At 53.3% G+C, this 25,277-nt stretch carries 21 protein-coding genes, 1 pseudogene and 1 riboswitch; of the genes and pseudogenes, 8 read left to right on the top strand and 14 right to left on the bottom strand.

What is annotated here, in order from left to right:
- Positions 1 to 131 precede the first annotated feature (131 nt).
- Entirely contained in the window at positions 132 to 380 is a 249-nt protein-coding gene (locus PJU73_RS01000) for a DUF1289 domain-containing protein (protein ID WP_237091032.1), read from the top strand.
- Positions 381 to 723: 343 nt separating this feature from the next.
- Here PJU73_RS01000 and recC read toward each other — a convergent pair whose 3' ends face one another.
- From recC to gcvT, 7 genes are all read right to left on the bottom strand, one after another.
- Positions 724 to 3,951 (bottom strand): exodeoxyribonuclease V subunit gamma, encoded by a 3,228-nt coding sequence (recC, locus tag PJU73_RS00995; protein ID WP_237091031.1) that lies wholly within the window; start codon positions 3,949 to 3,951, stop codon positions 724 to 726.
- 159 nt (positions 3,952 to 4,110) lie between these two features.
- Positions 4,111 to 6,954 carry an aminomethyl-transferring glycine dehydrogenase gene (gcvP, locus tag PJU73_RS00990; RefSeq protein WP_237091030.1) on the bottom strand — a complete coding sequence of 948 codons (2,844 nt, stop codon included), beginning with the start codon at positions 6,952 to 6,954 and terminating at the stop codon, positions 4,111 to 4,113.
- Between the two features lie 117 nt (positions 6,955 to 7,071).
- Entirely contained in the window at positions 7,072 to 8,226 is a 1,155-nt protein-coding gene (locus tag PJU73_RS00985) for an MFS transporter (protein WP_237091029.1), read from the bottom strand.
- A 151-nt stretch (positions 8,227 to 8,377) separates the two neighbouring features.
- Positions 8,378 to 8,929, bottom strand: a complete 552-nt coding sequence (locus tag PJU73_RS00980) for a DNA-3-methyladenine glycosylase I (protein ID WP_237091028.1) — start codon at positions 8,927 to 8,929, stop codon at positions 8,378 to 8,380.
- A 72-nt stretch (positions 8,930 to 9,001) separates the two neighbouring features.
- Positions 9,002 to 9,385 carry a glycine cleavage system protein GcvH gene (gene gcvH, locus PJU73_RS00975; protein WP_237091027.1) on the bottom strand — a complete coding sequence of 128 codons (384 nt, stop codon included), beginning with the start codon at positions 9,383 to 9,385 and terminating at the stop codon, positions 9,002 to 9,004.
- Between the two features lie 79 nt (positions 9,386 to 9,464).
- Complete coding sequence (locus tag PJU73_RS00970; protein WP_237091026.1) at positions 9,465 to 9,656, bottom strand: YqaE/Pmp3 family membrane protein; 192 nt, start codon at positions 9,654 to 9,656, stop codon at positions 9,465 to 9,467.
- Between the two features lie 80 nt (positions 9,657 to 9,736).
- Entirely contained in the window at positions 9,737 to 10,837 is a 1,101-nt protein-coding gene (gcvT, locus tag PJU73_RS00965) for a glycine cleavage system aminomethyltransferase GcvT (protein WP_237091025.1), read from the bottom strand.
- 171 nt (positions 10,838 to 11,008) lie between these two features.
- Positions 11,009 to 11,104, bottom strand: a riboswitch (glycine riboswitch).
- Between the two features lie 342 nt (positions 11,105 to 11,446).
- Between gcvT and PJU73_RS00960 the strand changes: the two genes are divergently transcribed.
- Positions 11,447 to 11,929, top strand: a complete 483-nt coding sequence (locus PJU73_RS00960; protein ID WP_237091024.1) for an Lrp/AsnC family transcriptional regulator — start codon at positions 11,447 to 11,449, stop codon at positions 11,927 to 11,929.
- A gap of 118 nt (positions 11,930 to 12,047) precedes the next feature.
- Here PJU73_RS00960 and PJU73_RS00955 read toward each other — a convergent pair whose 3' ends face one another.
- Positions 12,048 to 12,341, bottom strand: a complete 294-nt coding sequence (locus tag PJU73_RS00955) for a DUF2288 domain-containing protein (RefSeq protein WP_237091023.1) — start codon at positions 12,339 to 12,341, stop codon at positions 12,048 to 12,050.
- 232 nt (positions 12,342 to 12,573) lie between these two features.
- Here PJU73_RS00955 and PJU73_RS09625 point away from each other — a divergent pair.
- Together PJU73_RS09625 and PJU73_RS00950 are read left to right on the top strand one after the other, a co-directional pair.
- Positions 12,574 to 12,765: pseudogene (locus tag PJU73_RS09625) on the top strand (IS1/IS1595 family N-terminal zinc-binding domain-containing protein); the annotation flags it as partial.
- Entirely contained in the window at positions 12,690 to 13,409 is a 720-nt protein-coding gene (locus tag PJU73_RS00950) for an IS256 family transposase, variant Zn-binding type (RefSeq protein WP_443094053.1), read from the top strand. The pseudogene PJU73_RS09625 and the gene PJU73_RS00950, both read left to right, overlap by 76 nt.
- Before the next feature lie 215 nt (positions 13,410 to 13,624).
- Here PJU73_RS00950 and glnA read toward each other — a convergent pair whose 3' ends face one another.
- The gene (gene glnA, locus PJU73_RS00945; protein ID WP_237091021.1) at positions 13,625 to 15,043 is read right to left on the bottom strand and encodes a type I glutamate--ammonia ligase; all 1,419 of its coding nucleotides are present in this window, start codon (positions 15,041 to 15,043) and stop codon (positions 13,625 to 13,627) included.
- A gap of 226 nt (positions 15,044 to 15,269) precedes the next feature.
- On the opposite strand from glnA, the gene aroE reads away from it, so the two are divergent.
- From aroE to PJU73_RS00930, 3 genes are all read left to right on the top strand, one after another.
- On the top strand, positions 15,270 to 16,079 hold the full coding sequence (aroE, locus tag PJU73_RS00940; RefSeq protein ID WP_237091020.1) for a shikimate dehydrogenase: 810 nt from the start codon (positions 15,270 to 15,272) through the stop codon (positions 16,077 to 16,079).
- Positions 16,079 to 16,780 carry a monofunctional biosynthetic peptidoglycan transglycosylase gene (mtgA, locus tag PJU73_RS00935; protein WP_237091019.1) on the top strand — a complete coding sequence of 234 codons (702 nt, stop codon included), beginning with the start codon at positions 16,079 to 16,081 and terminating at the stop codon, positions 16,778 to 16,780. The genes aroE and mtgA overlap by 1 nt, the downstream gene beginning before the upstream one ends.
- 135 nt (positions 16,781 to 16,915) lie before the next feature.
- The gene (locus PJU73_RS00930; RefSeq protein ID WP_237091018.1) at positions 16,916 to 17,734 is read left to right on the top strand and encodes an HpcH/HpaI aldolase/citrate lyase family protein; all 819 of its coding nucleotides are present in this window, start codon (positions 16,916 to 16,918) and stop codon (positions 17,732 to 17,734) included.
- Positions 17,735 to 17,924: 190 nt separating this feature from the next.
- On the opposite strand, the gene PJU73_RS00925 is transcribed toward PJU73_RS00930, so the two are convergent.
- The 5 genes from PJU73_RS00925 to PJU73_RS00905 form a co-directional block, all read right to left on the bottom strand.
- Positions 17,925 to 19,370 carry an alanine/glycine:cation symporter family protein gene (locus PJU73_RS00925; RefSeq protein WP_237091017.1) on the bottom strand — a complete coding sequence of 482 codons (1,446 nt, stop codon included), beginning with the start codon at positions 19,368 to 19,370 and terminating at the stop codon, positions 17,925 to 17,927.
- A 145-nt stretch (positions 19,371 to 19,515) separates the two neighbouring features.
- On the bottom strand, positions 19,516 to 21,000 hold the full coding sequence (locus PJU73_RS00920) for an aldehyde dehydrogenase family protein (protein ID WP_237091016.1): 1,485 nt from the start codon (positions 20,998 to 21,000) through the stop codon (positions 19,516 to 19,518).
- 7 nt (positions 21,001 to 21,007) lie between these two features.
- The gene (dapA, locus tag PJU73_RS00915) at positions 21,008 to 21,877 is read right to left on the bottom strand and encodes a 4-hydroxy-tetrahydrodipicolinate synthase (protein ID WP_237091015.1); all 870 of its coding nucleotides are present in this window, start codon (positions 21,875 to 21,877) and stop codon (positions 21,008 to 21,010) included.
- 74 nt (positions 21,878 to 21,951) lie between these two features.
- Positions 21,952 to 23,208: an NAD(P)/FAD-dependent oxidoreductase gene (locus tag PJU73_RS00910; RefSeq protein ID WP_237091014.1), complete on the bottom strand. Its 1,257-nt coding sequence runs from the start codon at positions 23,206 to 23,208 to the stop codon at positions 21,952 to 21,954.
- Between the two features lie 115 nt (positions 23,209 to 23,323).
- Positions 23,324 to 24,277, bottom strand: coding sequence for a 4-hydroxyproline epimerase (locus PJU73_RS00905; RefSeq protein ID WP_237091013.1), 954 nt, complete (start codon positions 24,275 to 24,277; stop codon positions 23,324 to 23,326).
- A gap of 184 nt (positions 24,278 to 24,461) precedes the next feature.
- Here PJU73_RS00905 and PJU73_RS00900 point away from each other — a divergent pair, with 184 nt between their 5' ends.
- On the top strand, positions 24,462 to 25,247 hold the full coding sequence (locus tag PJU73_RS00900) for an AraC family transcriptional regulator (RefSeq protein WP_237091012.1): 786 nt from the start codon (positions 24,462 to 24,464) through the stop codon (positions 25,245 to 25,247).
- Positions 25,248 to 25,277 lie beyond the last annotated feature (30 nt).

Here is a 25,277-nt window from a genome sequence, read left to right as displayed (position 1 = left end):
CTAAAAGTAGGACAAGGCGGCGAGCCGAAGACAGTATGAATAATACGGCTAGGCGAGACAACGCCGTCATACTTTTAAAGTAAATTCACTATATACAATCAAACCATTATTCCTGCGTATCCGACACCCTTATGCAGCAGCCCGATTTTTTTACCATTCCCAGCCCGTGTATCGGCGTATGCCAAGCCAATGCCAAAGGCTATTGCAAAGGCTGCCTGCGCAGCCGTGAAGAACGGCTGTATTGGCTGCAGATGTCGGACGACCAAAAACACCAAGTAATGCGGCTGTTGGCACAGCGGCGGGCAAAAATCCGCCAGCGTGCCGCCCAATCCGGCGAAACCGTGAATCCGGACGATATTCAGATGGATTTCGGGTTTTAAGACTGAATGGAACTATATTTTCCAAACAAAACCAGCGTAGGCTGCGGCGGGCGAAGTACGAGCGTAACCCAACAAAATATTATATCGTGAATTCACTTTAAAAGTATTACAGCGTTGGCTCGCCTTGTACTACTTTTAAAGTGAATCCACTATATTTCAAGGTTTTTTCAATAATGTTGGGGCGAGACCCAACCTACGCCCTATAGCTACCGATTTTTACGGAACATTCGGGATTTCAACCATAAATCAAGCCCGTTGCACGATCACGATTTTAGCTTCGCAGAAACTCGCTTTGCTCGTTTTAGCGAAACCTACGGTTTTCAGACGGCCTCTCTTCTTTTATTTATTCCGCTGCTTTTTCTTCCCCAAACGCTGCTGCCATTGCCGGTGCCAGCATATCTTCAATCAGATGTCGGAACAGCGGCGTTTCCACCGGTTCTTGTTCATCATTGCCGAACACCAGCGCTGCTTCGGTATAGCTTTTTTGGGCGGTTTGGTTTTTCTTGCCGTGATACAGCGTCCATGCTTCTTGACGGGCGGTATCCCAATCGGATTCGGATTTACAGTATTTTTCCGCCGTCTGCCAGCTTAGGCGGGCGAAAAACGGTAGCGGGCGTTGTTGCCCGATTTGGAAATACTGCACCCAGCTTTCCAGAAATGCCGATGCCTGCTGCTGCGGAATGTCGTTCAGGATTTGGGTTTCGCCGCCGATAACCCAATAGGTGCGGCAACTGTCGGTTTCAGACGGTCTTACGGCGCAAAACAGTAAATGTTCGAGCAAAGCGGCGACTTTGTCGGGATAGCTTAGATTGCGGTTTTTAAAGATGATTCTGCCCGCCTGATGCAGATGGCTGAGACTGCCGTGCAGCGTTGCGCCGCCGATGGTCAGTTCATAGGTTTGCGGCGGTAACAGGCGGCTGTCGAGCAGTTCGCCGTCGATTTGTTTGGCGAGCGTTTGGAAATCCTGCTGCCACAATTTGCCGAGTTCGCCCGAAGGCAACAGGCTTTCGGCCTGCAGGCGGGCGGCGGTTTCGGCAAAATCCTGCCGGTTGCGGCGGGCTTCGAGATAAGCGTCCATGATTTTTTCGGTATGTTCCGGCTCAAACGGTTCGCCTGCAGCCAATGTTTCGTCAAAATACGGTTCCCGCCACGCCAGATTGTGTTGCAGCCAATATTTCAGCGGATTGCGCCAGAATGCGGTCAAACGGTGTTGGGCGATGATGGTTTCGGGTTCGGCTTCGTTTAATGCTTCCACCCAAAACGGCTGCGCTGTTTCAGGTGCTTGGGCAAGGGCTTGGGCGTAGTCGCTGCGGGTGCTGATAAAGGCGGAAACGCCGTTTTCAGACGGCCTTGCGGCAAAATAGCGGTGCGAAAACGCCTGCAACGGGTGTTGCTCTATCCAGTTTTCCAACAGGTTTTTGCCGGAAACGCCGGTCATGGCGGCCACGGTATCGACCAGTTCGTTGAGCAGCGGCGAGGGGGCAAGTGCTTCATCGGTGCGGATATTGCGGCCGACATACGACAGATACAGCACGTCCCGTGCGCTGATTAAGGCTTCTAAAAACAGATAGCGGTCGTCATCGCGGCGGGCGCGGTCGCCTTTTTGCGGGTGGCGGGCAATCAGGTCGAATTCGGCGGCACGGGTATTGCGGGGGAAACTGCCGTCGTTCAGTCCCAGCAGGCAAATCACTTTAAACGGTAGGCTGCGCATCGGCACCATGCTGCAAAAAGTAATCCCGCCCCGCAGGAAGCCTGCCTGACTTTCGCTGTTGAGAAAACGGCTGATGTGGCGGATTACGGTATGCAGCGGCAAATCTCCGTTGAAACCGGCGGTATCGGTATCCTGCTGCCACGCCGCCAGCGCCTGTTCAAACTGTTGCAATGCTGCCTGATCTGCTTTATCGGGTGCAAACAGCGCCGCCGACGTATCACGGATACGCTGCACCCAAACCGCCGTATCGGCCGGTTGCTGCCAAGCCTGATAGATTTCCGCCAACGTGCGGACAAATGCGGTAAAACGGGCAAACACCGCCAGCCGGTTGATGTCGGCATGCCATGCGCTGATGTTGTGCCACATCGCCGCCCCTTCGGGCATCAGCCAGCCCGACACCAAACGTTCCAGCGCCTGCTGCCAAGTAAACAGATTGTCGCCTCCGCCACGCATACTGCCGTCCCAGCCCCAATGGATATTGAGCTGCGCCGCCGTATCTTTCAAAAGCGGCATATCGTCTTGCGACAATTCAAAGCGTTCCCGCACCAAACGGTTGTCCAGCAAAGCCAACACCTGATCGACTTCAAACCGCCCTTCCAAACATGCCAGCAGTTGCGCCAATGCGGTCAGCAACGGCTGGTTGCGGCTGATTTTGACATCGGAAACAGAATACGGCAACGGCTGCCCGCCGCCCGCCGCCTTGCCGAACACTGCTTCGATAAACGGCGTGTACGGGCTGATGTCGGGTGTCAGCACCGCAATATCGTGCGGCTGCCAATCCGGATGGTCGGCAAGCATTTTCAACAGTTTATCCCGCAGAATCTGCAATTCCCGCAGCGGACTGTGTGCCGACACAATCTGAATCGAACCGTCGTGCAGACTGCCGACATTATCCTCACGATTTTCAGACGGCATCCGAAGATTCTGAATATCCTGCTGCAAACGGTGCAGCAGACCGGGCGCACCCTCAACGTCATCGCTTTCAAACACCGGCGTTTCCATCTCGATTTCCGACAGAAAATCAAAAAAGTCCCGCCCCTGTTTGCCCAACGAAGCCAGCAGCGGGTGGCCGCTCTGCGTCAAATCCGCCTCGTCGCCGCCCTGCAGAATCTGCGCCGGTTCAATCACATTGCCCCAATACTGCGCACTCGGGTTCAAGGCAAACATAAACACATCACAATGTTCGGCAATCTTCTGCAAAAGCTGCAGATACATCGGCGCCATCGTCGAAATCCCGAACACAAACAGCCGTTCGGGCAAATGCCGTTGTTCCAACCGCTGCAAAAGCTGCGCCCACAACGCCACACGGTGCAGCGCCGACTGCGAACCGTCGTCAAGATAACGCCACAACTCCGCCTGCCAGCCCTCATCGCCGCCCAAATCCAGCAGTTTCCCCTGCCGCCACGCCTCAATCCACTGCGGGCGGTACACCAAATACTGGTCGAAAATATCCGCCAGCAGCCCGCCCAACTGATAATCCGCCGACTCGCTGCCCGCAAGATAACTCTGCAACGCTGCACGGCTGAGCGCAAATTCAGAGGCCGTCTGAAAACCATCACTGCGGAACAAATCCACCAGCCGCCAACGCATCACCTCCGGCGCAAACGGACTGTTTTCCGGAATATCCAGCAACACCCGCCGCATCAGCCGCCACGTCAGCCCCGCCGGCAAACTGAATTTCAAATTCGCCGCCACCCCCGTTTCCCTTGCCAAACAAGCGCTCAAATAACGGCGCATGCCCTGACTCTGCACCACCACTTCCTCTTCCGCCCACGGATCAGACAGCGGATTGATTTTCTGAATACGGCAAAACAGCGCCGCAAGCGATTCCAAACGGTTGGATTGATACAGATAAAACATAAGATAGCGACCCGGCAAAAATAGTAGGTTCATTATAGCCGAAATCACCGTATTTCAGACAAAGCAGGCCGGCAAAACGGCAAACTCTTGCTATGAAAAAAGCCGTCTGAAAATTAAGTTTTCAGACGGCTTGGTTTATGCACGCTAACCTAGCGGCAATCAGCTTTCGTAGGATTCAATCGGCGGGCAGGTGCAGATTAGGTTGCGGTCGCCGTACACATCGTCCACCCGATTCACGCTCGGCCAGAATTTGTTTTCACGGACATACGGCAGCGGGAATACGGCTTCTTCTCGGCTGTATGGGTGCGTCCATTCTGCGGCGGTAACGTTGGCGGCGGTGTGCGGGGCGTTGACCAGCGGGTTGTCGTCTTGCGGCCAGCCGCCGTTTTGCACTTTCAACACTTCCTGTTTGATCTGTTTCAGGGCGGCGATAAAGCGGTCGAGTTCGGCTTTGCTTTCGGACTCGGTCGGTTCGACCATCAGTGTGCCTGCCACAGGGAAGGACACAGTTGGGGCGTGGAAACCGTAGTCCATCAGGCGTTTGGCGATGTCGGTTTCGGTGATGCCGCTTTCGGCTTTGAGCGGACGCAGATCAACGATACATTCGTGCGCTACTCTGCCGTTTTTGCCGGTGTAGAGAATCGGGTAGTCTTCGCTCAGGGATTTGGCAACGTAGTTGGCGTTTAGGAGCGCCCAACGGGTTGCCTGTTTCATGCCTTGTTTGCCCATCATGGTGATGTACATCCAGGTAATCGGCAAAATGCTGGCGGAACCGAATGCGGCGGCGGATACTGCGCCTTGGGTGGCGCTTTCGCTGCCGTTGTCGGTCAGGACATGGCCGGGGGCGAATGGGGCGAGGTGGGCTTTCAAGCCGATCGGACCCATGCCGGGGCCGCCGCCGCCGTGCGGAATGCAGAAGGTTTTGTGCAGGTTCATGTGCAACACGTCTGCGCCGACTTCGGCCGGCTGCATGATGCCGATTTGGGCATTGAGGTTGGCACCGTCCATATACACTTGGCCGCCGTGGTCGTGGATAATGCTGCAGATTTCGCGAATGCTTTCTTCGTACACGCCGTGGGTCGATGGATAGGTAATCATCAATGCGCCGAGGGTGTCGCTGTATTGTTCGGCTTTGGCTTTGAGATCGTCCACTTTGACGTTGCCGTGTTCGTCGGTATCGACCACCACGACTTTCATGCCGAGCATGGCGGCGGTGGCGGGGTTGGTGCCGTGTGCCGATTTCGGAATCAGGCAAACGTTGCGGTCGGGGTTGCCGTTGGCTTCGTGGTAGCGGCGGATGGCGAGCATACCGCTGTATTCGCCTTGTGCGCCGGAATTCGGCTGCATGGATATGGCATCAAAACCGGTAATTGCTTTCAGGAAACCGGTCAGTTGCGCCAGCATTTCACGGTAGCCTGCGACCTGTTCTTGCGGGGCAAACGGGTGGATATTGGCAAATTCTGCCCAAGTTACCGGCAACATTTCGGCGGTGGCGTTGAGTTTCATGGTGCAGCTGCCCAGTGAAATCATGCTGCGGTTCATCGCCAAATCTCGCTCTTCGAGTTTTTTCAGGTAGCGCAGCATTTCGTGTTCGGTATGGTAACGGTTGAACACTTCGTGGGTGAGAATGTCGTCGCTGCGCAGCAGGTCGGTTTTCAGACGGCCTTCAATGCTTTTTGCGGCAAAGGCTTTTCCGGTAAAGAGCTGCACCAGTTCTGCCAATTCCTGCGGGTCGGATTCTTCGCTGAATGCAACGGCCAAGCGGTTGCCGCCGACACGGCGCAGGTTGTAGCCTGCGTTGAGGGCATTTTGGTACACACTTTCGGCACGCTCGCCCAAGTCTGCCAATACGGTGTCAAAGAAGACTTCATGCACCACTTGAATGCCGTCTGAAACCAGCGCATCGGCAAATGCGGCGGCCAAGGCGTGAATGCGGTTGGCAATGCGTTTCACGCCTTCGGGGCCGTGGTACACGGCATACATGCCCGCCAGATTCGCCAGCAGCGCTTGGGCGGTACAGATATTGGACGTGGCTTTTTCGCGGCGGATATGCTGTTCGCGGGTAGAGAGTGCCATACGCAGCGCCGGTTTGCCGGAAGCGTCTTTGGACACGCCGATGATGCGGCCGGGAGCAGAGCGTTTGAACTCGTCTTTAAAGGCGAAATAGGCGGCGTGCGGGCCGCCGAAGCCCATCGGTACGCCGAAACGTTGGGTGTTGCCCAGTGCAATATCGGCACCGAGTTCGGCCGGCGATTTGAGCAATACCAAGCTCATGATGTCGGCGGCAACGGCAACGATTGTGCCTTTTTCTTTCAAACCGGCAATCACGCCGCCCAAATCGGCAACGTCGCCGTCTTTGCCGACATATTGCAGCAGTGCGCCAAAATATTCGCCCTCGGCGGCTTGCGCCAGACTGCCGACCACCAATTCAAAGCCGAAGTATTTGGCACGGGTTTTCATCACGTCTAAGGTTTGCGGATACACCCGTTCGTCAACGAAAAACTGATTGCTTTTGACTTTGCCGACCCGTTTTGCCATTGCCATGGCTTCGGCGGCGGCGGTGGCTTCGTCCAGCAGCGATGCGCCCGCTACTTCAAAGCCGGTCAGGTCGATACAGACTTGTTGGAAATTCAGCAAGGCTTCCAAACGGCCTTGGGCGATTTCTGCCTGATACGGGGTGTAGGCGGTGTACCAACCCGGATTTTCCAAGACATTGCGCAAAATCACGTTCGGCAAACGGGTCGGATAATAGCCCAAACCGATATAGCTTTTCGCCACTTTGTTTTTGGCGGCAATGCTTTTGAGCTTGGCCAATGCCTGCGCTTCGGTCAGCGCTTCGGGCAAGTCGAGTTCGGACGGCATACGGATACTCTGCGGCACGGTGTTGTCCACAAAAGTTTCCATGCTCTCTTCGCCGAGTGCCGCCAAAAGTTCCGCTTCATCTTTGAAGCTCAAATGACGGGCGGCAAATTCGTTGGGGTTAAAAAGTTCGTTCAAGTCCATATCGTTTCTTTCCTTTACAGTAAACAGCAATGCCGTCGGCAACGGCCTGCCTTATTTTCATGGGTTGTTGGCGGCACGATGCCGTCTGAAAATGCGGTTTGCGGAACAATGCGGTTTTCAGACGGCCTGCATGCCTTTTTTGGCAATCAGCAGGGCGGCGGTCTGCACCGACAGCAGCACGCATATCACCGCCGTCCACTGTCCGGCGGCATACGCCAGCCCGCACAGCCATGCGCCGATGGTGCCGCCGCTGTAATACGCCATGTAATACAGCCCTGAAGCCAGCGATCGGCCTTCTTTCACATGTTCGGCGATGTAGTTAATCGTTGCCGCCTGCGTGATAAACACGCCGGACGACATCATGGTTAAGCCGACAACAATCAGCCACAGGGGTTGGGCATACGCCAGCAATACGCCCGCCATCGACAGGCCGACGGCGATAAAAATGGTGATTCGGCTGCCGAAGCTGCGGATGAGTTTTGCCGACAAGGGCGTAATCACCATACCGATTAAATACACGGTAAAAATATTCGCCAAAGCGCTGCTGCCCAAGGCATACGGCGGCTGCGCCAAGTGCAGGTTGATATAGGTAAAGCAGCCGACCAGCGAAAACAGCACGCAGCCGCCCAATGCGCCCGCCGCCAGTACCACCCGATTGTGCAAATGGGATTTCAGCGTTGCCAAAGCCGTCTGAATATGCGGTTTGGCGACAAAATTCTGCGATTTGGGCAACTGTTTCCACACAAACACGGCGCAGGCGGCGCTTAATGCCGCCATCACCAGAAATGCGCTGCGCCAGCCCAGCCATTCGGTCAAATGTCCGAGCATAAATCTGCCGGAAAAACCGCCGAACACTGTTCCCGACACATACAGTGTCATCAGTTGCACCACTTCGTGTTTTTTAAATTCCTCGCCGATATAGGCAATCAAAACCACAGTAATCCCCGGCACGGCCAAGCCTTGCAGCAGGCGGAACAGGGTCAATATTTCGATATTCGGCGCAAACGCCAGCAACGCCGTAGGCAATGCCAGATACAGTACCGAGCCGACAATCAGCCATTTTCTGCCGAAAGCGTCCGAAAGCATACCCATAAACGGCGACATCAGCGCCACGCCCAACACCGTCGCGCCCACCGCCAAACCCGCCTGCACTTCTCCGGCGTGTAATTCCGCCATCAACAGCGGCAACACCGCCTGCACCGAATACACTTGGATAAAGGCAGACATGCCGACCAGAAAAACGGCATATTTCAATAAGCGGTTGAGTTTCATTAGGTTTTCTTTTATTCTCCACCCGCTTGATATGGCTCAGATTATTTCGGGCAGCAATGGATTAACTGAAAAAGCCGGTGTTGAAAACAATACCGTCCATAAGGTAAACCAGCGTGATACTTTTTAGTTAAGCCACTGTCAAATCAGCTTTTCAGACGGCTTCCGCCCATTTAGGCTTACGCTTCATCACTTCGGCAAAAACCGGACAACAGGTTTCATGCGCACCGGGCAGGTAGCCGATACTCATCAGAAATTCGCCAACGATTTCGCCGCCGACAAATTTGAAATGCTGTTTAAACAGTTTCACCCATTCGTTTTTAGAACAGGGATGATGCGCCGCCAGCCAGTTGTAAAACGATCCGTGCGTCTGTTGCAGCAACAGGATTTGGCGGGCGTTGTAGATTGCCGCCTCGATTTTCAGGCGGTTGCGCACGATACCGGCATCGTTCAGCAGCCGTGTCCGTTCCGCTTCGCCAAATGCCGCCACGGCGGCAATGTCAAAACCGCAATAGGCCGTCTGAAATTCGGCCTGTTTGTTCAATATCAGCGTCCAGCTCAATCCCGCCTGATTGATTTCCAACACCAGCCGTTTGAACAGCTCATTATCGTCTGTAACCGGAAAACCGTATTCGCAATCGTGATAATGCTTGTTGGGGTTATCCGTGTCTTCAGGCAGGGCGGCAACAAAACGGCAATATGTCATCGTTTGTTCCAATCGGCAGACATTGTCAAAGAAGGCCGTCTGAAAAACGGTTTTCAGACGGCCTTTTTTTAATTAATCCACTTCTTTAGCGTATTCGTCGGCACTCAACAAGCCGTCCAAATCGGCAGGGTTGGCCGGTTTGATACGGAAGAACCAGCCTTCGCCGTAAGGATCGCTGTTGGCCGCTTCAGGGGCGCTCGGCAAATCTTCGTTTACCGCCACCACTTCGCCGGCAATCGGCGCATACACATCGGAAGCGGCTTTCACCGATTCCACTACGCCCGCCTGATCTTCAGCCGCCAATTCGGCACCGACTTCGGGCAATTCGACAAATACGATGTCGCCCAACAATTCTTGGGCATGGTGGGTAATGCCGACAGTTACCGTACCGTCTGCTTCAGGGCGCAGCCATTCGTGGCTGGCAACGTATTTCAATTCTGCTGGGATATTGCTCATGGTGGTTCTCCTTTTGGAAAATGTTGCGGTAAATGTGTTCGGAACGAATGAACGAATTTAATAACTTTGATAACAGTGTTCAGCGCTTATGCAGGGCGTTTTTGATTTTCTGATCGGTTTTATACTGACTCAAAGCATAAACCGACCAAATCGCCGCAGGCAGCCAGCCGACCAGCGTAACCTGCAAAATCAGACAGATAATGCCCGCAAACGGGCGGCCGATGGTAAAAAACTGCAGCCACGGCAGCAAAATCGCTAAAATCAAACGCATTCTTGTTCCTTGTAAAATCAAAAGCCGTTTTCAGACGGCCTGACTCAATAGCTATGCCGTCTGAAAACAGGGGTTGAGATTTAATCAAACTGTTTCTGACCGTTGCGGACAAACGGCAGTTTCAAGACACGCACGTCCACTTCTTTGCCGCGGATAATCACTTTGGCAGCGTCGCCGTCAAAATCTTTCGGCACACGGGCGATGGCGATGGACTGTTTCAGGCTCGGCGAGAATACGCCGCTGGTGGTTACGCCGTTGCCCTTGTCGGTAACCACTTCCATGTGCGAGCGCAGAATGCCGCCTTTTTCCAGCAGCAGGCCAACCTGTTTCACGGCAACGCCTTTTTCTTTCAAGGCTACAAGTGCGGCTTTGCCGACAAAATCACGGTTTTCGTCTTTCAAATCAACCGTCCAGCCCATACCGGCTTCCAGCGGGCTGGTGTCGTCGTCCATATCGTTGCCGTAAAGGTTCATGCCCGCTTCCATACGCAGCGTATCGCGTGCGCCCAAGCCGCAAGGCTGAACGCCTGCGGCATGCAGGGCTTTGAAGAATGCGCCGGCTTCGGCGGCAGGCAGAATCACTTCCACGCCGTCTTCGCCGGTGTAGCCGGTGCGGGCGACAAACCAATCGTTGCCCAAATCGGCACCTTGAAACGGCTTCAAGCCGTTCACGGTTTCCGCCCATTCGGGTTTGACGGCCAGCAGTTTTTCAACGGCTTTCGGACCTTGCACAGCCAGCATACCCAAGTCGTAGCGAGGGTTTAATTTGATGCCGAATGCTTCGCCGACTTTGGCAAACTGGGCAGAGTCTTTTTCACGGGTTGCGCCGTTGGATACGATACGGTATTGGGTTTCGGCTTCGTTGGTGCGGTACACAATCAAATCGTCAATCACGCCGCCGTTGTCGTTGAGCAAAGCGGAATAGAGGGCTTTGCCGACAAAAGAAAGCTTGGCGACATCGTTGGCAATCAGTTTGCGGAAAAAATCTTTGGCTTTGTCGCCGGTAACATCGGTTACCAGCATATGGGATACGTCAAACATACCGGCATCAGTGCGCACGGCTTCGTGTTCGACGATTTGCGAACCGTAATTGACAGGCAGATCCCAACCGGCAAAATCAACCAGTTTGGCGCCCGCATCGATATGGGCTTGGTGGAACGGGGTGGTTTTCAGGGCAGTCATCGCTACATTCTCCGATATTATTGTTACACCTGCAAACGCAGGAATAACCCTATCTGTCCTTTCAACCTGAGATTTTCGGCTGCGCAGTCTGCTCACTGGCGCATTTCTGAATGGTGGTTCAGAGCCTTCTCCCCTTCGGTGGGCAACGGGTGCCTCTCTCCAGATGTTTTATTTCAGCGTGCAGTCCCTGATACCTGAGCGATTTAAGGGCATTTGCGCCTTCGGTGGCTGCATTAGTCAGACGCAGCACTCTCCTGCACACAAGCCTGATTATGGAGAAATTCTGTTTTTTCGGCAAGCCCTGAACCAAATATTTCCGCCGCCGCACCCAAAAACCGCTGAAATTAAACGAAACTGAACAAAACACCGCCGCTTAACACAGAATATTTTTAAAATTTCGGCTATTTTGGGGTTGTATATCAAATATATTTCCAATACTATTCAGTTTAACCGCCGTTTGCACGTTATTCAGATTGCAAACAATCCGGTTCCGACCATACGGCAAAGCAGATTCATGCCGTATCCAACCGGCATTTCGGCTGTATCATTTGCAAATAAACGACACACAAAATACCGGCGGCCAAGCCGGTTGCAAAAGGAGAAAACATCATGACGCAAATCACTTTAGACAAAACCGACTTAAAAATCCTGCAGGTTTTACAGGAAAACGGCCGCCTGACCAATGTCGAGCTTTCCGAACGGGTCGCCCTCTCGCCCTCGCCATGCCTGCGCCGCCTCAAACAGCTTGAAGATGCCGGCATTATCCGCAAATACGCCGCCCTGCTCTCGCCGGTTACCGTCCAACTGGGCCTGCAGGCATTTATCCGGGTATCCATCAGCAAAGCCAAAGACGCACGGGAAGACTTCTCCAACGCCGTCCAAACCTGGCCCGAAGTCTTAAGCTGCTTCGCCCTCACCGGCGAAACCGACTACCTACTGCACGCCTTTTTCACCGATATGAACGCCTTTTCGCATTTCGTATTAGATACCCTGCTCTCCCACCACGGCGTACAGGATGCCAAATCCAGCTTCGTCTTAAAAGAAATCAAACACACCACCGCCCTACCGCTGCAGCATTTGCAGAAAGACTGAAATTCGGGTTGGAACTGGTTTGAATTAAATTCTTAGAATACAACCAAAGCCGTCTGAAAATGCACAACTCGGCATTTTCAGACGGCCTTGGCTTACATTTTAAATGGTTATAGTGGCTTCACAATACAGGTTGCACCAATACCCAAGGCGCAACCACCACTGCCCACATTTCCTGATTAGCCGCTAAAAACGTCTTTGCCTGTTCATCACTGACAAGCTGAAACTGACCTGCTGCCATCAGCGGTGACAATTTTGCTGCGCAATCATCGGCCACATAACGAGCCACGGTTATCAAATCCAAATCCGGTGCCACATACACCGCAGCACCACGGGCAAAATGCGGCTGCAACATCTGCCAGTCGATTTTTGCTGTTTCCAAATTCAGCTTTTCATTTAACAAATCTGATGACATATTTTTCCTAAATTAAAAATTTTACTTGTACACAAAAATATTATATTTTTATCCTACTATAACTTTTCCGAAACAGATTTCATCATTTTTCCCTCATTATTGTTCAACCTATCCTTAACAAAAAAGTTAAAAACTGGCTTAATGGACATTTAGGTTGGTAAAAACTGCTGAAAGCCTTACCATACGGACATTTCAGTAGTTTTTTGCCAATGTTCGTAAAAAATGCCCGTTTTGCAGTCAAAACACCCTCATCAAATACGGTCGCAGAAAAGGCAGACAAAGATACAGATGCTCCGTCTGCAGCAAATTCTTACCCGTTTCCAACAAGCCTGACAGCCGCCAACTCCTATACGAATACATACATCCCAAACAAACCTATGCACACGCCATCAATGCAGCATCAAAACCATACAACGCCGTCTGAAACAAAGTATACCGCCACCTGATGTCAAATTGCATCCTGTTGCCGACATCATCATGGATATCACCTATTTCGGCAGAGGTTTCGGCGTTATGGTATTGATGAACAGCCTCAATAATCAAATCATTCATAAGCAATGCGTCAGCCGAGAAAATGCAGCACTTTATGAGTCAGGATTGAGGGCTGTGATGGATAAAGGCATCCATATTCAAAGCATCATTGCAGACGCTTTTAAAGGATTGGCAAAACTCTTTCCCGAAATTCCTTTCCAACTGTGTCAATTCCATCAACAGCAAACCATCCGCCGTTACCTGACTCGCCGCCCAAAATCTGCTGCAGCGAAAGAATTAAAAGCATTGACAGACAGTTTGTTCACAGCGTCTTATTCCGACTTTGAACAGGAACTGAAGCTGTGGCATAGACGGTATAAAAGTTACTTGGACGAAGTCAGGTATAGCTCTGACGGAGGACAGAAACGGTATACCCATAAGAGATTGAGAAGTGCCTACAACAGCCTAAAACGCAATCCGGGCTATTTATTCACATATGAGCAGAATCAGGAGTTGATGATGCCGAACACTGCCAACCGGCTTGAAGCAAAGTTTGGTAAGTTAAAAACCAAAAAAGCGCTGTCATGCGGAGATTAGTAGGGAAACTAAGAAACTGTTTATTGATAATTTTTTTGGGATCTGAGGGTATCTGAACGGACAAAATGGTTGGAAAACCAACCTAAATGTCCATTAAGCCTAAAACCTTAATACAAACCATGCCGTCTGAAAACTGCGTTTTCAGACGGCATGGTGAATAACCCTAAAGCAATACAGTGCTTGAAGTTATTTCACAATACCCAATCCCGAACAAATTACAGGCTGTAATACATTTCAAATTCCAGAGGGTGCGGTGCCATGCGGATGCGGCGGACGTCTTCCTCTTTAAATTCGATGTAGCTGTTGATCCAGTCTTGGCTGAACACGCCGCCTCGGGTTAAGAATTCGTGGTCGGCTTTCAATGCTGCCAAGGCTTCTTCCAAAGAGGCGCAGACGGTCGGCACCAGAGCGTCTTCTTCCGGCGGAAGGTCGTAGAGGTTTTTGGTGGCCGGATCGCCGGGGTGGATTTTGTTTTGGATACCGTCCAAGCCTGCCATCAGTAAGGCGGCAAATGCCAGATACGGGTTGGCGGTCGGATCGGGGAAACGGGCTTCGACACGCACGGCTTTGGGGCTGCTCACTGCGGGAATGCGGATTGAGGCCGAGCGGTTTTTGGCGGAATAGGCCAGCTTGGTCGGTGCTTCAAAATGCGGCACGAGGCGTTTGTAGGAGTTGGTCGAAGGGTTGCAGATGGCGTTGAGCGCTTTGGCGTGTTTGATGATGCCGCCAATATAGTAAAGTGCTGTTTCACTCAAACCGGCATAGCCGTCGCCAGCAAACAGGTTTTGGCCGTTTTTCCAGATGGATTGGTGAACGTGCATTCCGCTGCCGTTGTCGCCCAAAATCGGTTTGGGCATAAAGGTGGCGGTTTTGCCGAAGTTGTGTGCTACGTTTTGAATCACGTATTTCATGTCTTGGGTTTGGTCGGCACGGCGCACCAGTGTGTTGAAGCGGGTACCGATTTCCATTTGGCTGCCGGTGCCGACTTCGGCGTGGTGTACTTCGACTTCTACGCCGATTTCTTCGAGAATGTTTACCATGGCCGAACGCAGGTCTTGGCCGCTGTCCACAGGGGCAACCGGTGCGTAGCCGCCTTTGAGTGCCGGACGGTGGCCGGTATTTTGGCCGTCAAGATGTTTGCCGCTCGACCATGCGCCGGATTCGGAGGTGATTTCGTAACGGGTTTTGTTGATGCCGGTTTCGTATTCTACGCCGTCAAACACGAAAAATTCCGGTTCGGGGCCGAAGAATGCGGTGTCGCCGATACCGGAAGATTTCAGATAGGCTTCGGCACGGCGGGCAATCGAGCGGGGGTCGCGGTCGTAGCCTTGGCCGTTGGCGGGGTCGATAACGTCGCAGGTCAGCACCAACGTGGTGTCGTCGTAAAACGGATCGATAAAGGCGGTATCGGGATCGGGGCGCATCTGCATATCAGAAGCCTGAATGCCTTTCCAGCCGCCGATTGACGAGCCGTCAAATGCCTGACCGTTTTCAAACCACTCTTCCGGATCGTCTAAAACAATGCGTGCCGGAATGGTAAAATGATGCTGTTTGCCTTTTGTATCGGTAAAACGCAGGTCGATAAAACGCACCTCGTTTTCTTCTATCATCGTTACTACATCTTTAATCGACATTCTAAAGCTCCTGTGGCGAAAATAATGAAGAATTGAACGGGTTTTATTGTGCCACAATCGCCGTTGCTGCGGTAGTAAAATATCTTGCCAGAATAAAAGTGAACGCCGATATTTTGAAAACCGTCAAAACAACGTACAATCTGAAAAAACTGATCCATGCCGTCTGAAAATGAGTGAGCCGCATTTTCAGACGGCATCAGATACATTCAGCAGCTAAGGAAACGCCATGTCCGACCGTTACGCCGTATTCGGCAACCCGATTGCCCACAGCAAATCGCCGCAAATCCATCAGCAGTTTGCCCTGCAGGAACACGCCGACATCGAATACGAACGCATTTACGCCGAAATCGGCGCATTTGATGAAGCGGCACACCGTTTCTTCGCCGAAGGCGGTTTGGGCGCAAACATAACCGTTCCCTTCAAAATCGATGCTTATCACTTTGTGGACGAACATTCCGAACGGGCAAAAGCCGCCGGTGCCGTCAATACCATCATTCCGCTGGGCGGCGGCAAGTTTCTCGGCGACAACAGCGACGGCGTGGGCTTGGTGCAAGACATCACCCGAATACGGAATATCCCGCTCGAAGGCAAAAAAATCCTGATTTTGGGTGCAGGCGGCGCAGTACGCGGCGTTGTTCCCGTGTTGCTGGCCGAAAATCCGGCACAACTGGTCATCAGCAACCGTACCGACAGCAAAGCCACCGACATTGCCGCCGCATTCGGTGTCGAAGCCCTGCCTTTGGCACAACTGCCCGCCGCCCATTTCGACATCGTCATCAACGGCACATCGGGCGGCCTCAGCCAGCAGCTTCCCGACGTTGCCGCCGGTGTTTTCCAAAACTGCACCCTCGCCTACGACATGGTTTACGGTAGCGGTGCCGAAACATTTTTACAGTTTGCCCGCCAATCAGGCGCCCGCCAAACAGCAGACGGCTTGGGAATGCTGATCGGCCAAGCCGCCTTTTCCTACCAATTATGGCGGGGGTTCCAACCCGATATCCGTCCGGTTTTCGCCTATATGAAGGAACACGTCTGATGTTGCGTCTGCTCAAATGGCTGCTCGCCCTGCCCGTTGCCCTATTTATTCTCTTCAACGCCTACGTTTACGGCAACATCATCACCTACCGTGCCGTCGCCCCGCACCAAACCGCATTTATGAGTATGCGCATGAACCAGTTTGCCCGAGAAGGGCGGGACATCGAACTCGACTACCGCTGGGTTCCCTACAACCGCATTTCCACCAACCTCAAAAAAGCCCTGATTGCCTCTGAAGATGCCCGTTTTGCCGAACACGACGGCTTCGACTGGAGCGGCATCCAATCCGCCCTCAAACGCAACCAAAAAAGCGGCAAAATCCAATCCGGCGGCTCGACCATCAGCCAGCAGCTTGCCAAAAACCTGTTTCTCAACGAAAGCCGCAGCTATATCCGCAAAGGCGAAGAAGCCGCCATCACCGCCATGATGGAAGCCGTTACCGACAAAGACCGCATTTTCGAACTCTACCTCAACGCCATCGAATGGCATTACGGCATCTTCGGTGCCGAAGCCGCCGCCCAATATTTCTACAAAAAACCCGCCGAATCCATGAGCAAACAGCAGGCCGCCAAACTCGCCGCCCGAGTTCCCGCCCCGCTGTTTTACGCCGACAACCCCAAAAGCAAACGGCTGCACAACAAAACCAACATCATCCTGCGCCGCATGGGTTCCGCCGCCCTGCCTGAAAGCGATTTGGAATAGGAATAATTGCCGACACAAAATTTATGCCGTCTGAAAAATGAATTGCTGCGAAATATAGTAAATCAACCGAATTTCCAGCACATTCCAAACCCAACACGCCCGTTTTCAGACGGCCTCAATCCAAAGGAAACCCCCATGTCCCGCCCAACCAAAATCTTCCTGTTCGTCCCCGCCACCCGCCCAGAACGGTTTGACAAAGCCTTTGCCAGCGGCGCAGACGACATCATCATCGACTGGGAAGACACCGTCGCCGCCGCCGACAAAGCCGCCGCACGTACGCACACATCAGCCTACGCCCGCAGCAGCAATGCCCCGTCGTTCTGGCTGCGGCTCAATGCCGCACGCAGCCCGCACCACGCCGACGATTTGCGTGCCGCCGCCGAAATCCCGAATCTGAAAGGCGTGATATTGGGCAAAACCGAAACCGCCGCCGAAATCGAAAGCGTTTATCAAGCACTGGGCAAACCCGTCATTGCCGACATCGAATCCGCACAAGGCATGGCGGCGGTAGCCGAACTGGCACAAGCCAAAGGCACGTTCGCCCTGACCTACGGCTGCCTCGACTTAGCCAACGATTTGGGCATACGCTACGGCTCGCCCGCCGCTGCCGCATTCTTCGACCGCCTGCGCAGCGACCTGCTGCTGCACAGCCGCATCAACCGCCTGCATCCGCCGCTGGAAACCACCCTGCCCGACTTCCAAAACCCCGACATCATGCACCGCCACACCCGCCACTGGCACGACATGGGATTCGGCGGCGTATTGTGCATCCACCCCAAACAAGTCGCCGCCACCCAAACCGCCCTCGCCCCCACCGAAGCCACCCTCGCCTTTGCACAAGAAGTCGTGCAACAGGCCGAACACAGCGGCGCAGCCGTGTTTCAGGTAAACGGGCAAATGGTGGACGAACCCGTCATCGCTTGGGCCAAACAGGTTTTGGCGGAAAACCGGTAATCCGAATAAACAAGGCCGTCTGAAAACGGGGTTTAATACATAGTGAATAACCCCAAAGCAATACAAGGCGGCAAGCCGCAGACAGTACAAATAGTACGGCAAGGCGAAGCCAACGATGTCGTGCTTTGAGGTTATTTCACTATAACCCGGTTTTCAGACGGCCTTATCTACATGTCGATATATAGTGGCATTAATCCTGCTTGCGTCGGCAATATTCCGACCAGAAAGCGGCGTTTTCTATACCTGCCCGTTCGGGATCGAATACTGGATCCAGCCCTTGTTTTTTCTGGCGGTCGTAATCTTTCAAGGCTTTGAATGCCGGTTTGCCGAGCAAAACAATGGCGATGAAGTTGAAATAACACATACTGCCGAAGCCGATGTCGCCCAATGCCCACATCATACCGGCGGATTTGATGCCGCCGAAGGCACAAACACCCAAGAAAATGATTTTCAGCAGCGGCCGAATCAGGGGATAACGCATTTTTTGGTCAAGATAGGCCAATGCGGTTTCGGCAATATAGTAATAAGCAATCAAACAGGTAAAGGCAAACAGAAACACTGCCAATGCCACAAAACCTGCGCCGAAATCGGGGAATACGGTGGACACGGCGGCTTGGGTAAATGCCGTTCCGGCACGCACGCCGGGTAGGTTTTCAACCAAAAACGAACCGTCGGCGGCGGCAACGTTGTACATTCCGGTCGATAAAATCATCACTGCCGTTGCCGTGCAGACCATTACGGTATCGACATACACGGAAAAACTCTGTACCAAACCCTGTTTGGCGGGGTGCGATACTTCGGCGGCTGCCGAACTGAATGTAGCCTCGCCTGCCCCTGCCACGTTGGAAAATACCGCACGGCGTACGCCCCATGATACCGCAGTGCCGACCATACCGCCGAAAACGGCATCCATGCCAAACGCACTTTTCACAATCAGGGCAAACATCGCCGGAATGTTCGGCAAATTAACCAGCAGCACCACGGCCATCATCACCAGATAGGCAACCGTCATAAACGGTACGACAATATCGGCAAAACGGGCAATGCGTTTAATGCCGCCGAAGACGATAAACGCCAAGGGCAACACCACCAACGCCGTGGTTACGCCTGCGGAAAGGCCGAAGGCCGTCTGAAAAGAGTCGGTAATTGTATTGACCTGCACGCCCGGCACCAGCACGCCGTAGGATACGCCGGTAATAACCGATGCCAATACGGCAAACCGTTTCCATTTCAAGCCTTTGGCAATATAGTAAGGCGAGCCGCCCCGATATTGTCCGCCGAGGTCTTCTTTATAAATCTGCGCCAGTGTCGATTCGATAAAAGCGCTGGCGCTGCCCAACAGACCCATCACAATCATCCAAAACACCGAACCGGGGCCGCCCGAAAAAATTGCAGTCGCCACACCGGCAATATTACCGACACCGATCCTGCCGGATAATGCCATACAGAATGCCTGAAACGATGTAATCCCCTGTTTGGAATGGGATTTATCAAACAGCAGGCGTATCATTTCCCGCAAATAGCGAAACTGCACGCCGCGCGTGGCAACGGTGAAATAAATGCCGACCGCCAACGCCAGATAAACCAGCGCATCACTCCAAATATAGCCGACTATGTCGTTGATGATTTTTTCCATGATTTTCTCCTTTATCGCCGTTTATGGCTGAAACGTATTTCAGCCGGAATACGTTTTTTGTCGAATGGATACCGTTTTCATCAATTTATCGGGCAAGGCCGTCTGAAAACAGACAAAGCGGTTTTCAGACGGCATCGTGCCTGCTTTATTCACACACCCATACGGTTTTGGTCTGACAATATTGTTCCAGCGCTTCCAAACCTTTATCCCGACCGCCGAAGCCGGACTGTTTGTAGCCGCCGAAAGGTGTGGTGATGTCGCCTTCGGAAAAACCGTTTACCGACACTGTGCCTGCCTGAAGCGCAGAGGCCACCCGCAATACCCGTTTCACATCCTGCGTGTAAAACGAAGCGGCTAAACCGTAAACGCTGTTATTGGCCAGTGCCACAGCTTCTTCTTCGCTGTCGAACACCGTCAGCGCCAGCACCGGCCCAAACACTTCTTCCTGAAACAGCGACGAATCGGGGCGGACATTGTCAAATACGGTCGGTTCGATATACCAGCCGCCCAAATCGGTGCGGACGCCGTTGCCGATAATCCGCTGTGCGCCTTGCTGTTCGGCGGTTTGCAGATATGCCGCCACTTTGTCGAAATGCGCCTGTTCGATCATCGGCCCCAAAGCCACGCCCTCTTCTCTCGGGTCGCCCAAACGCCAGCCCGACAAACCGGCTTTGAGTTTTTCCGCCAATTCATCTTTGCGGCTGCGGTGTACCAGCAATCGAGAGCCGCAGCTGCAGTTTTCGCCCATATTCCAAAATGCCGCCGACAGAATATTGCCGACCGCCGCTTCGTCCAATACTGCATCTTCAAACACAATCTGCGGGCTTTTGCCGCCGCATTCCAACACGATTTCTTTCAAATTGCTTTGGGCGGCATAAGTGAGGAACAGCCGTCCGACTTCGGTCGAACCGGTAAACGACACCATATCGATGTCCATGTGTCTGCCGATGGCGGCACCGACGGTTTCGCCTCGTCCGCACACCATTTGCAGTGCCGCTGCGGGAACACCTGCCTGATGCGCCAGCTCGATCATGCGGTAGGCGGAAAGCGAGGTCAGCTCGGCGGGTTTGACAATCACGCTGTTGCCTGCAATCAGTGCCGGGGCGACTTTCCAGGCAAACATCTGCGCCGGAAAGTTCCACGGCAAAACCGCTGCCACCACGCCTATCGGCTCTTTGACAATCCACGACCAAGCATTGCCTGCCGGAGCGGTTTTACCGAACACTTTGTCTGCCGCTTCCGCATACCAGCGGAAGGTTTCCAAAGTCGCCGGCAAATCGGTGTTCAGGCACTCGGTAATCGGTTTGCCTGCATCAATACAGTCCAACGCTGCCAATTCTTCGGCATGCCGGGTCATCAGTTCCGTCCATGCCAGCATAATCTGTTTGCGCTCGGCGGGAGCAAGCTGCCGCCATTCGCCGTTTTCAAAACAGCGGCGGGCGGCAGCAACGGCAATATCGACATCTGCAGCGACGGCATCGCCGATTTTGCCGATAACGCTGTTGTCAATCGGCGTGGTGTTATCGACCGTGCCGTCCGAACTTGCTCCGGCAATCAGATTTCCGGCAAACAGGCTGCCTGCGGCCGCTCGGGCAAATACGGTTTCTTTGCTTACAACGTGTGTCATCATCTGCTCCTCAAACATGTTTGACCAAGGCAAGAAATGCCTGTTTTTCATCCGCCGCCATATTGCTCAACGGCAAGCGCACGCCGCCTGCGTCGGCTTCGCCTTTCAGACAGCCGGCTTTGGCTTTTTGGTTGTAGTTGCCTGACTCCATAGACTGAATCGCAGGATACATAGCCCGCATAATCCGGCGTGCTTCTTCCCAGTTACCCGCCAATGCTGCATTCAGCAAAGCCACCTGTTCTTCGGGAAACACGTTGGCGGCACCGGCAATCCAGCTTTTTGCACCCCAAAAGAAGAAATCCAATGCCTGATCGTCGCAGCCGCACACTACTTCGAAATTTTCAAAATCCGCCTGCAGCAGCCGCAATGCCTGACTGAAGTCGCCGCTGCTCTCTTTAATGCCGATAATCGAAGGGTGGCGTGCCAGCCGCTGCACGGTTTCAAATTCGATATTCACGCCGACCCGTGCCGGAAAGTTGTACATCACAATCGGCATGTTTACGGTGTCCGCCACTTTTTCAAAATGGGCGGCGATGCCGTTTTGATCGGGCAAACTGTAGGGATTGGCGGACAACATCAGTCCCTGATAACCCAAGGCTTTTGCCTGCTCCGCCAATTCGATGGAATGGTCGGTGGAAAGGCTGTTGATGCCGGCAATCAGTTTCACTCTGCCCTGTGCCGCTTCGGCAACGGTACGCAATACCGTTTCCCGCTCCTGTGGGCTGAAGGTGTAATATTCGCCGGTCGTGCCGCAGGCAACAATACCCGCCACGCCTTTGTCGACAAATGCCCGCACCAGTTCCGCCAGTTGTCGGGTATCAATCTGCCCGTCAGCATCAAACGGGGTAACGATGGGAACGAAAATACCGGTCATATCCATGATGAATTGCTCCTGTGTAGTCAATTAAATTTAAAATGCTGATTTTCAGACGGCCTGATGATGCCGTCTGAAAATCAAATCTTCGGTTTGCCGAAGCGGGACAAGGCATACGGGGTCAAATCGGCGGCGCAACGGCGGTTGAAATACAGATCGGCAATCCATTCGGCACTGACCGCCGCCTGTGTCAAACCCAAATGCTGGTGGCCGAAATTGCACAATACCCGCCCGACTTTATCGATTACCGGCAAAGAATCGGCGGTGGACGGTCTGAATCCCATCCAAGGATTTTGTCCGCCTGCGTCCAACGGTCGGGCAAACATCGGCTGCGCCAGCCGCAGCAGGTTGTGCGCCCTTTCCATATTCGGTGGGGCATTCAGTCCTGCGTATTCGACCGTTCCCGCCAGCCGCAACCCGCCGTCCATCGGTGTCATGATAAACCGCCGCTCCCAACTGGTTACAGGAAGATTCAGCCTGCCGGTTTCGTTGGGCAACATCAGGTGGTAGCCCCGCTCGGTATCCAGCGGCACACGCACGCCGGTGAGCTGTTCGGCAAACGGTTTGGCAAATGCTCCTGCCGCCAGTAAAACATGGTCTGCTTTAAACTGCCCCGCTTCGGTATCCAGCACGATGCCGTCTGAAAACGGGGTTGCCGCATGAACACGGCAATGCTCGTACACCGTGCCGCCCGCTTCCAAAAAGTGCCGCAGCAACACCGCTGCAACGCCCGACAAATCGGTAACGTGTCCCGTTTGGGGAAACAGCAATGCCCCCTGTTGCGCCGCAGACAGAGACGGTTCGGCGGCGGCCAACTCCGACTGCGTCAGAAAACGGTTTGCCACGCCGATTGCCGCCAGTTTTTCACCGTGATGCCGGAGTGCCTGTACTCCTGCCGCCGTTTCGCTGCACAACAGCGAACCTTGAAAGCGGATATACGCCGCCAACTGCCATTCCTCTACAAACCGCTGCCACGCCGCCATACTCAAACCGTTTATCTGCCGCAATGCCTGATGAATCCGCTCAAACGCCTGCGGCCGCATATTCCACACCAGCCGCAACGCCCACGGCATCAGGCGGGGCAAATAGGCGGCATCCAGACGCAGCGGCCCCAAGGGATCGAGCAGCATGGCGGGAATACGGCGGATAACCTCCGGCCCGGCAATCGGGAATACCTGTTCCGAGGCTAAATGTCCGGCATTTCCGAATGATGCGCCGCTGCATACGGTCTGCGCTTCCAGCAACACCACCGGCACACCCGAACTTTGCAGTTTTAATGCACTGCACAAGCCGACAATGCCGCCGCCGATAACATAAACCTGCGCATTCTGTTTCATTACCTTTTCTCCACCAACTAAGCCGTCTGAAAATCGGATTTGCCGTTTTTAATCTTGCGAAACCGTTTATTTTCTGCGTCCCATACCAAAGCAGGCTGACTGTTCTGCGGTCAATTTAAAATCCGTAAGCAAACGGATCGTCTGCCTGAATAATCAGACGGCTTTCGGCACACACATGCGCCCGCCCTTTGATGGTCGGAATCACCGCATTCGGCTTATCCTCACCTTCCGCCGCAACAAAATCTGCTTCAAAAATGCTGCCGATTACGCTTTCCTGCCTCCATTTCTGCTGCGGCTGCAATTTTCCGTCCGCCGCCAAGCACGCCAGCTTGGCACTGGTTCCCGTGCCGCAGGGCGAGCGGTCGTATGCGCCGCCGGGACACAATACAAAACTTCTGCTGTCTGCTGTTTCGCTGCCGCCGAAGAGTTCGATATGGTCAATGGCGGCACCGTCTTCGCCGCAAATACCGTTTTGTTCCAAAGCCCGTTTAATCTGCAATGCGGTTTCAGTCAGACGCTGTACATTGTCGGCGGTGATGCGCTGCCCGTGGTCGTCCACCAGAAAAAACCAGTTGCCGCCCCATGCAATATCGCCGTGAACCCGCCCGATTTCCGGCACATCAAGCGCTACTTTCGTTCGATAGCGGTAAGACGGTACATTGGTAATGCCGACGCTGCCGTCTTCATGCAAAACCGCCGTTACCGTACCGACCGGCGTTTCCAACAGATGCGTACCCGGAGTGATTTTCTGCTGATAAAACAAAGATGCCAGCACGCCGATACTGCCGTGGCCGCACATGCCGAGATAACCTTCGTTGTTGAAAAAAATCACGCCGGCCGCTGCCTGCGGATTTTCCGGCCGGCACAACAGCGCCCCCACCATCACATCATGTCCTCTCGGTTCGAGAATCACGGCACGGCGCAGATGGTCGTAACGGTTGCGGAAGTCTGTCAGTTTTTCACGCAGCGAAACGCCCTGCAGTTCGGGGAAACCGTCATAAACCATACGGGTCGGCTCGCCGCCGGTGTGGGAATCAATGATGTGGAAGGTGTGCAGTGTTTCGGTCATGGCATATTCCTTGGCAATCAAACTGTTTTTGATATTACGGGATTTTTTCAAACGGCTCTTGTCGCTTCTTGACGAAAAAAAGCCGATTTCTGCACAATTTTCAGACGGCATGGCTTTTTTGACGGAAACGTTTTATAGTTTTCGGATACAAAGACATCAATAAATCAGAATATTGGAGAAAATAATGAACCCGCCGACCGCCGTTGGATTAATCAGCAATTTCCACCGCTGCAGCGATCCTGCACAATTTATCCGGCACATCGAAATACTGATGCCGCTTTTCGACAGCATGAACCATGTGGTTTTTTTCATCAAAAATCCGCAGGCACAATATATTTTAGTCAATCAAACCCTGCTGGAGCGTTCGGGTTTCAGCAGCAAACAAGACCTGATCGGTTTGACACCGGGCGAAATTTTCAGCGGGCAACAGGGTTTGGAATACACTTTGCAGGATTTGAAAGTATTGGCGGGGAAAGTGATTGAAAACAAGCTGGAACTGCACAATTACCGTTCCGGACAATTAGGCTGGTGCATGACCCACAAAATTCCGATTTACGATTCAGCAGGCAATATTGCGGCGATGGCGGGCGTGTCGATTGATTTGGCACCAGACGACAGCCACCAGCTTCGGCGGCACAAAAAACTGGCGGCGGCCGTGGACTGTATCAGGGAACATTTGGATCAGAAACTGAGCGTTGCGCTGATTGCGCAGCACACCGGCATCAGCGTTTCCCGTTTGGAACGGCTGTTTAAATCGGTGTTGCAGATTACACCGCTGCAAATGATTCAGAAAATGAGATTGGAAGCGGCACTGAACTTGTTGAAAGACACGCAGCACCCGATTGTCGAAATTGCCGTGATGTGCGGCTATGCCGACCACAGCGCATTCAGCCGCCAGTTTAAGCAGCTTACCGGCGTTTCGCCGCTGACCTTCCGTAAGACCCATCAGGAAAGAAACAAGGCCGTCTGAAAATCACTTTTCAGACGGCCTGTTGTGAAA

Source organism: Neisseria lisongii (assembly GCF_028463985.1).
GTDB lineage: Bacteria > Pseudomonadota > Gammaproteobacteria > Burkholderiales > Neisseriaceae > Neisseria > Neisseria lisongii.
The sequence above is the reverse complement of the archived record's forward strand: the minus strand, read 5'-3'. Positions and strand labels throughout refer to the sequence as shown.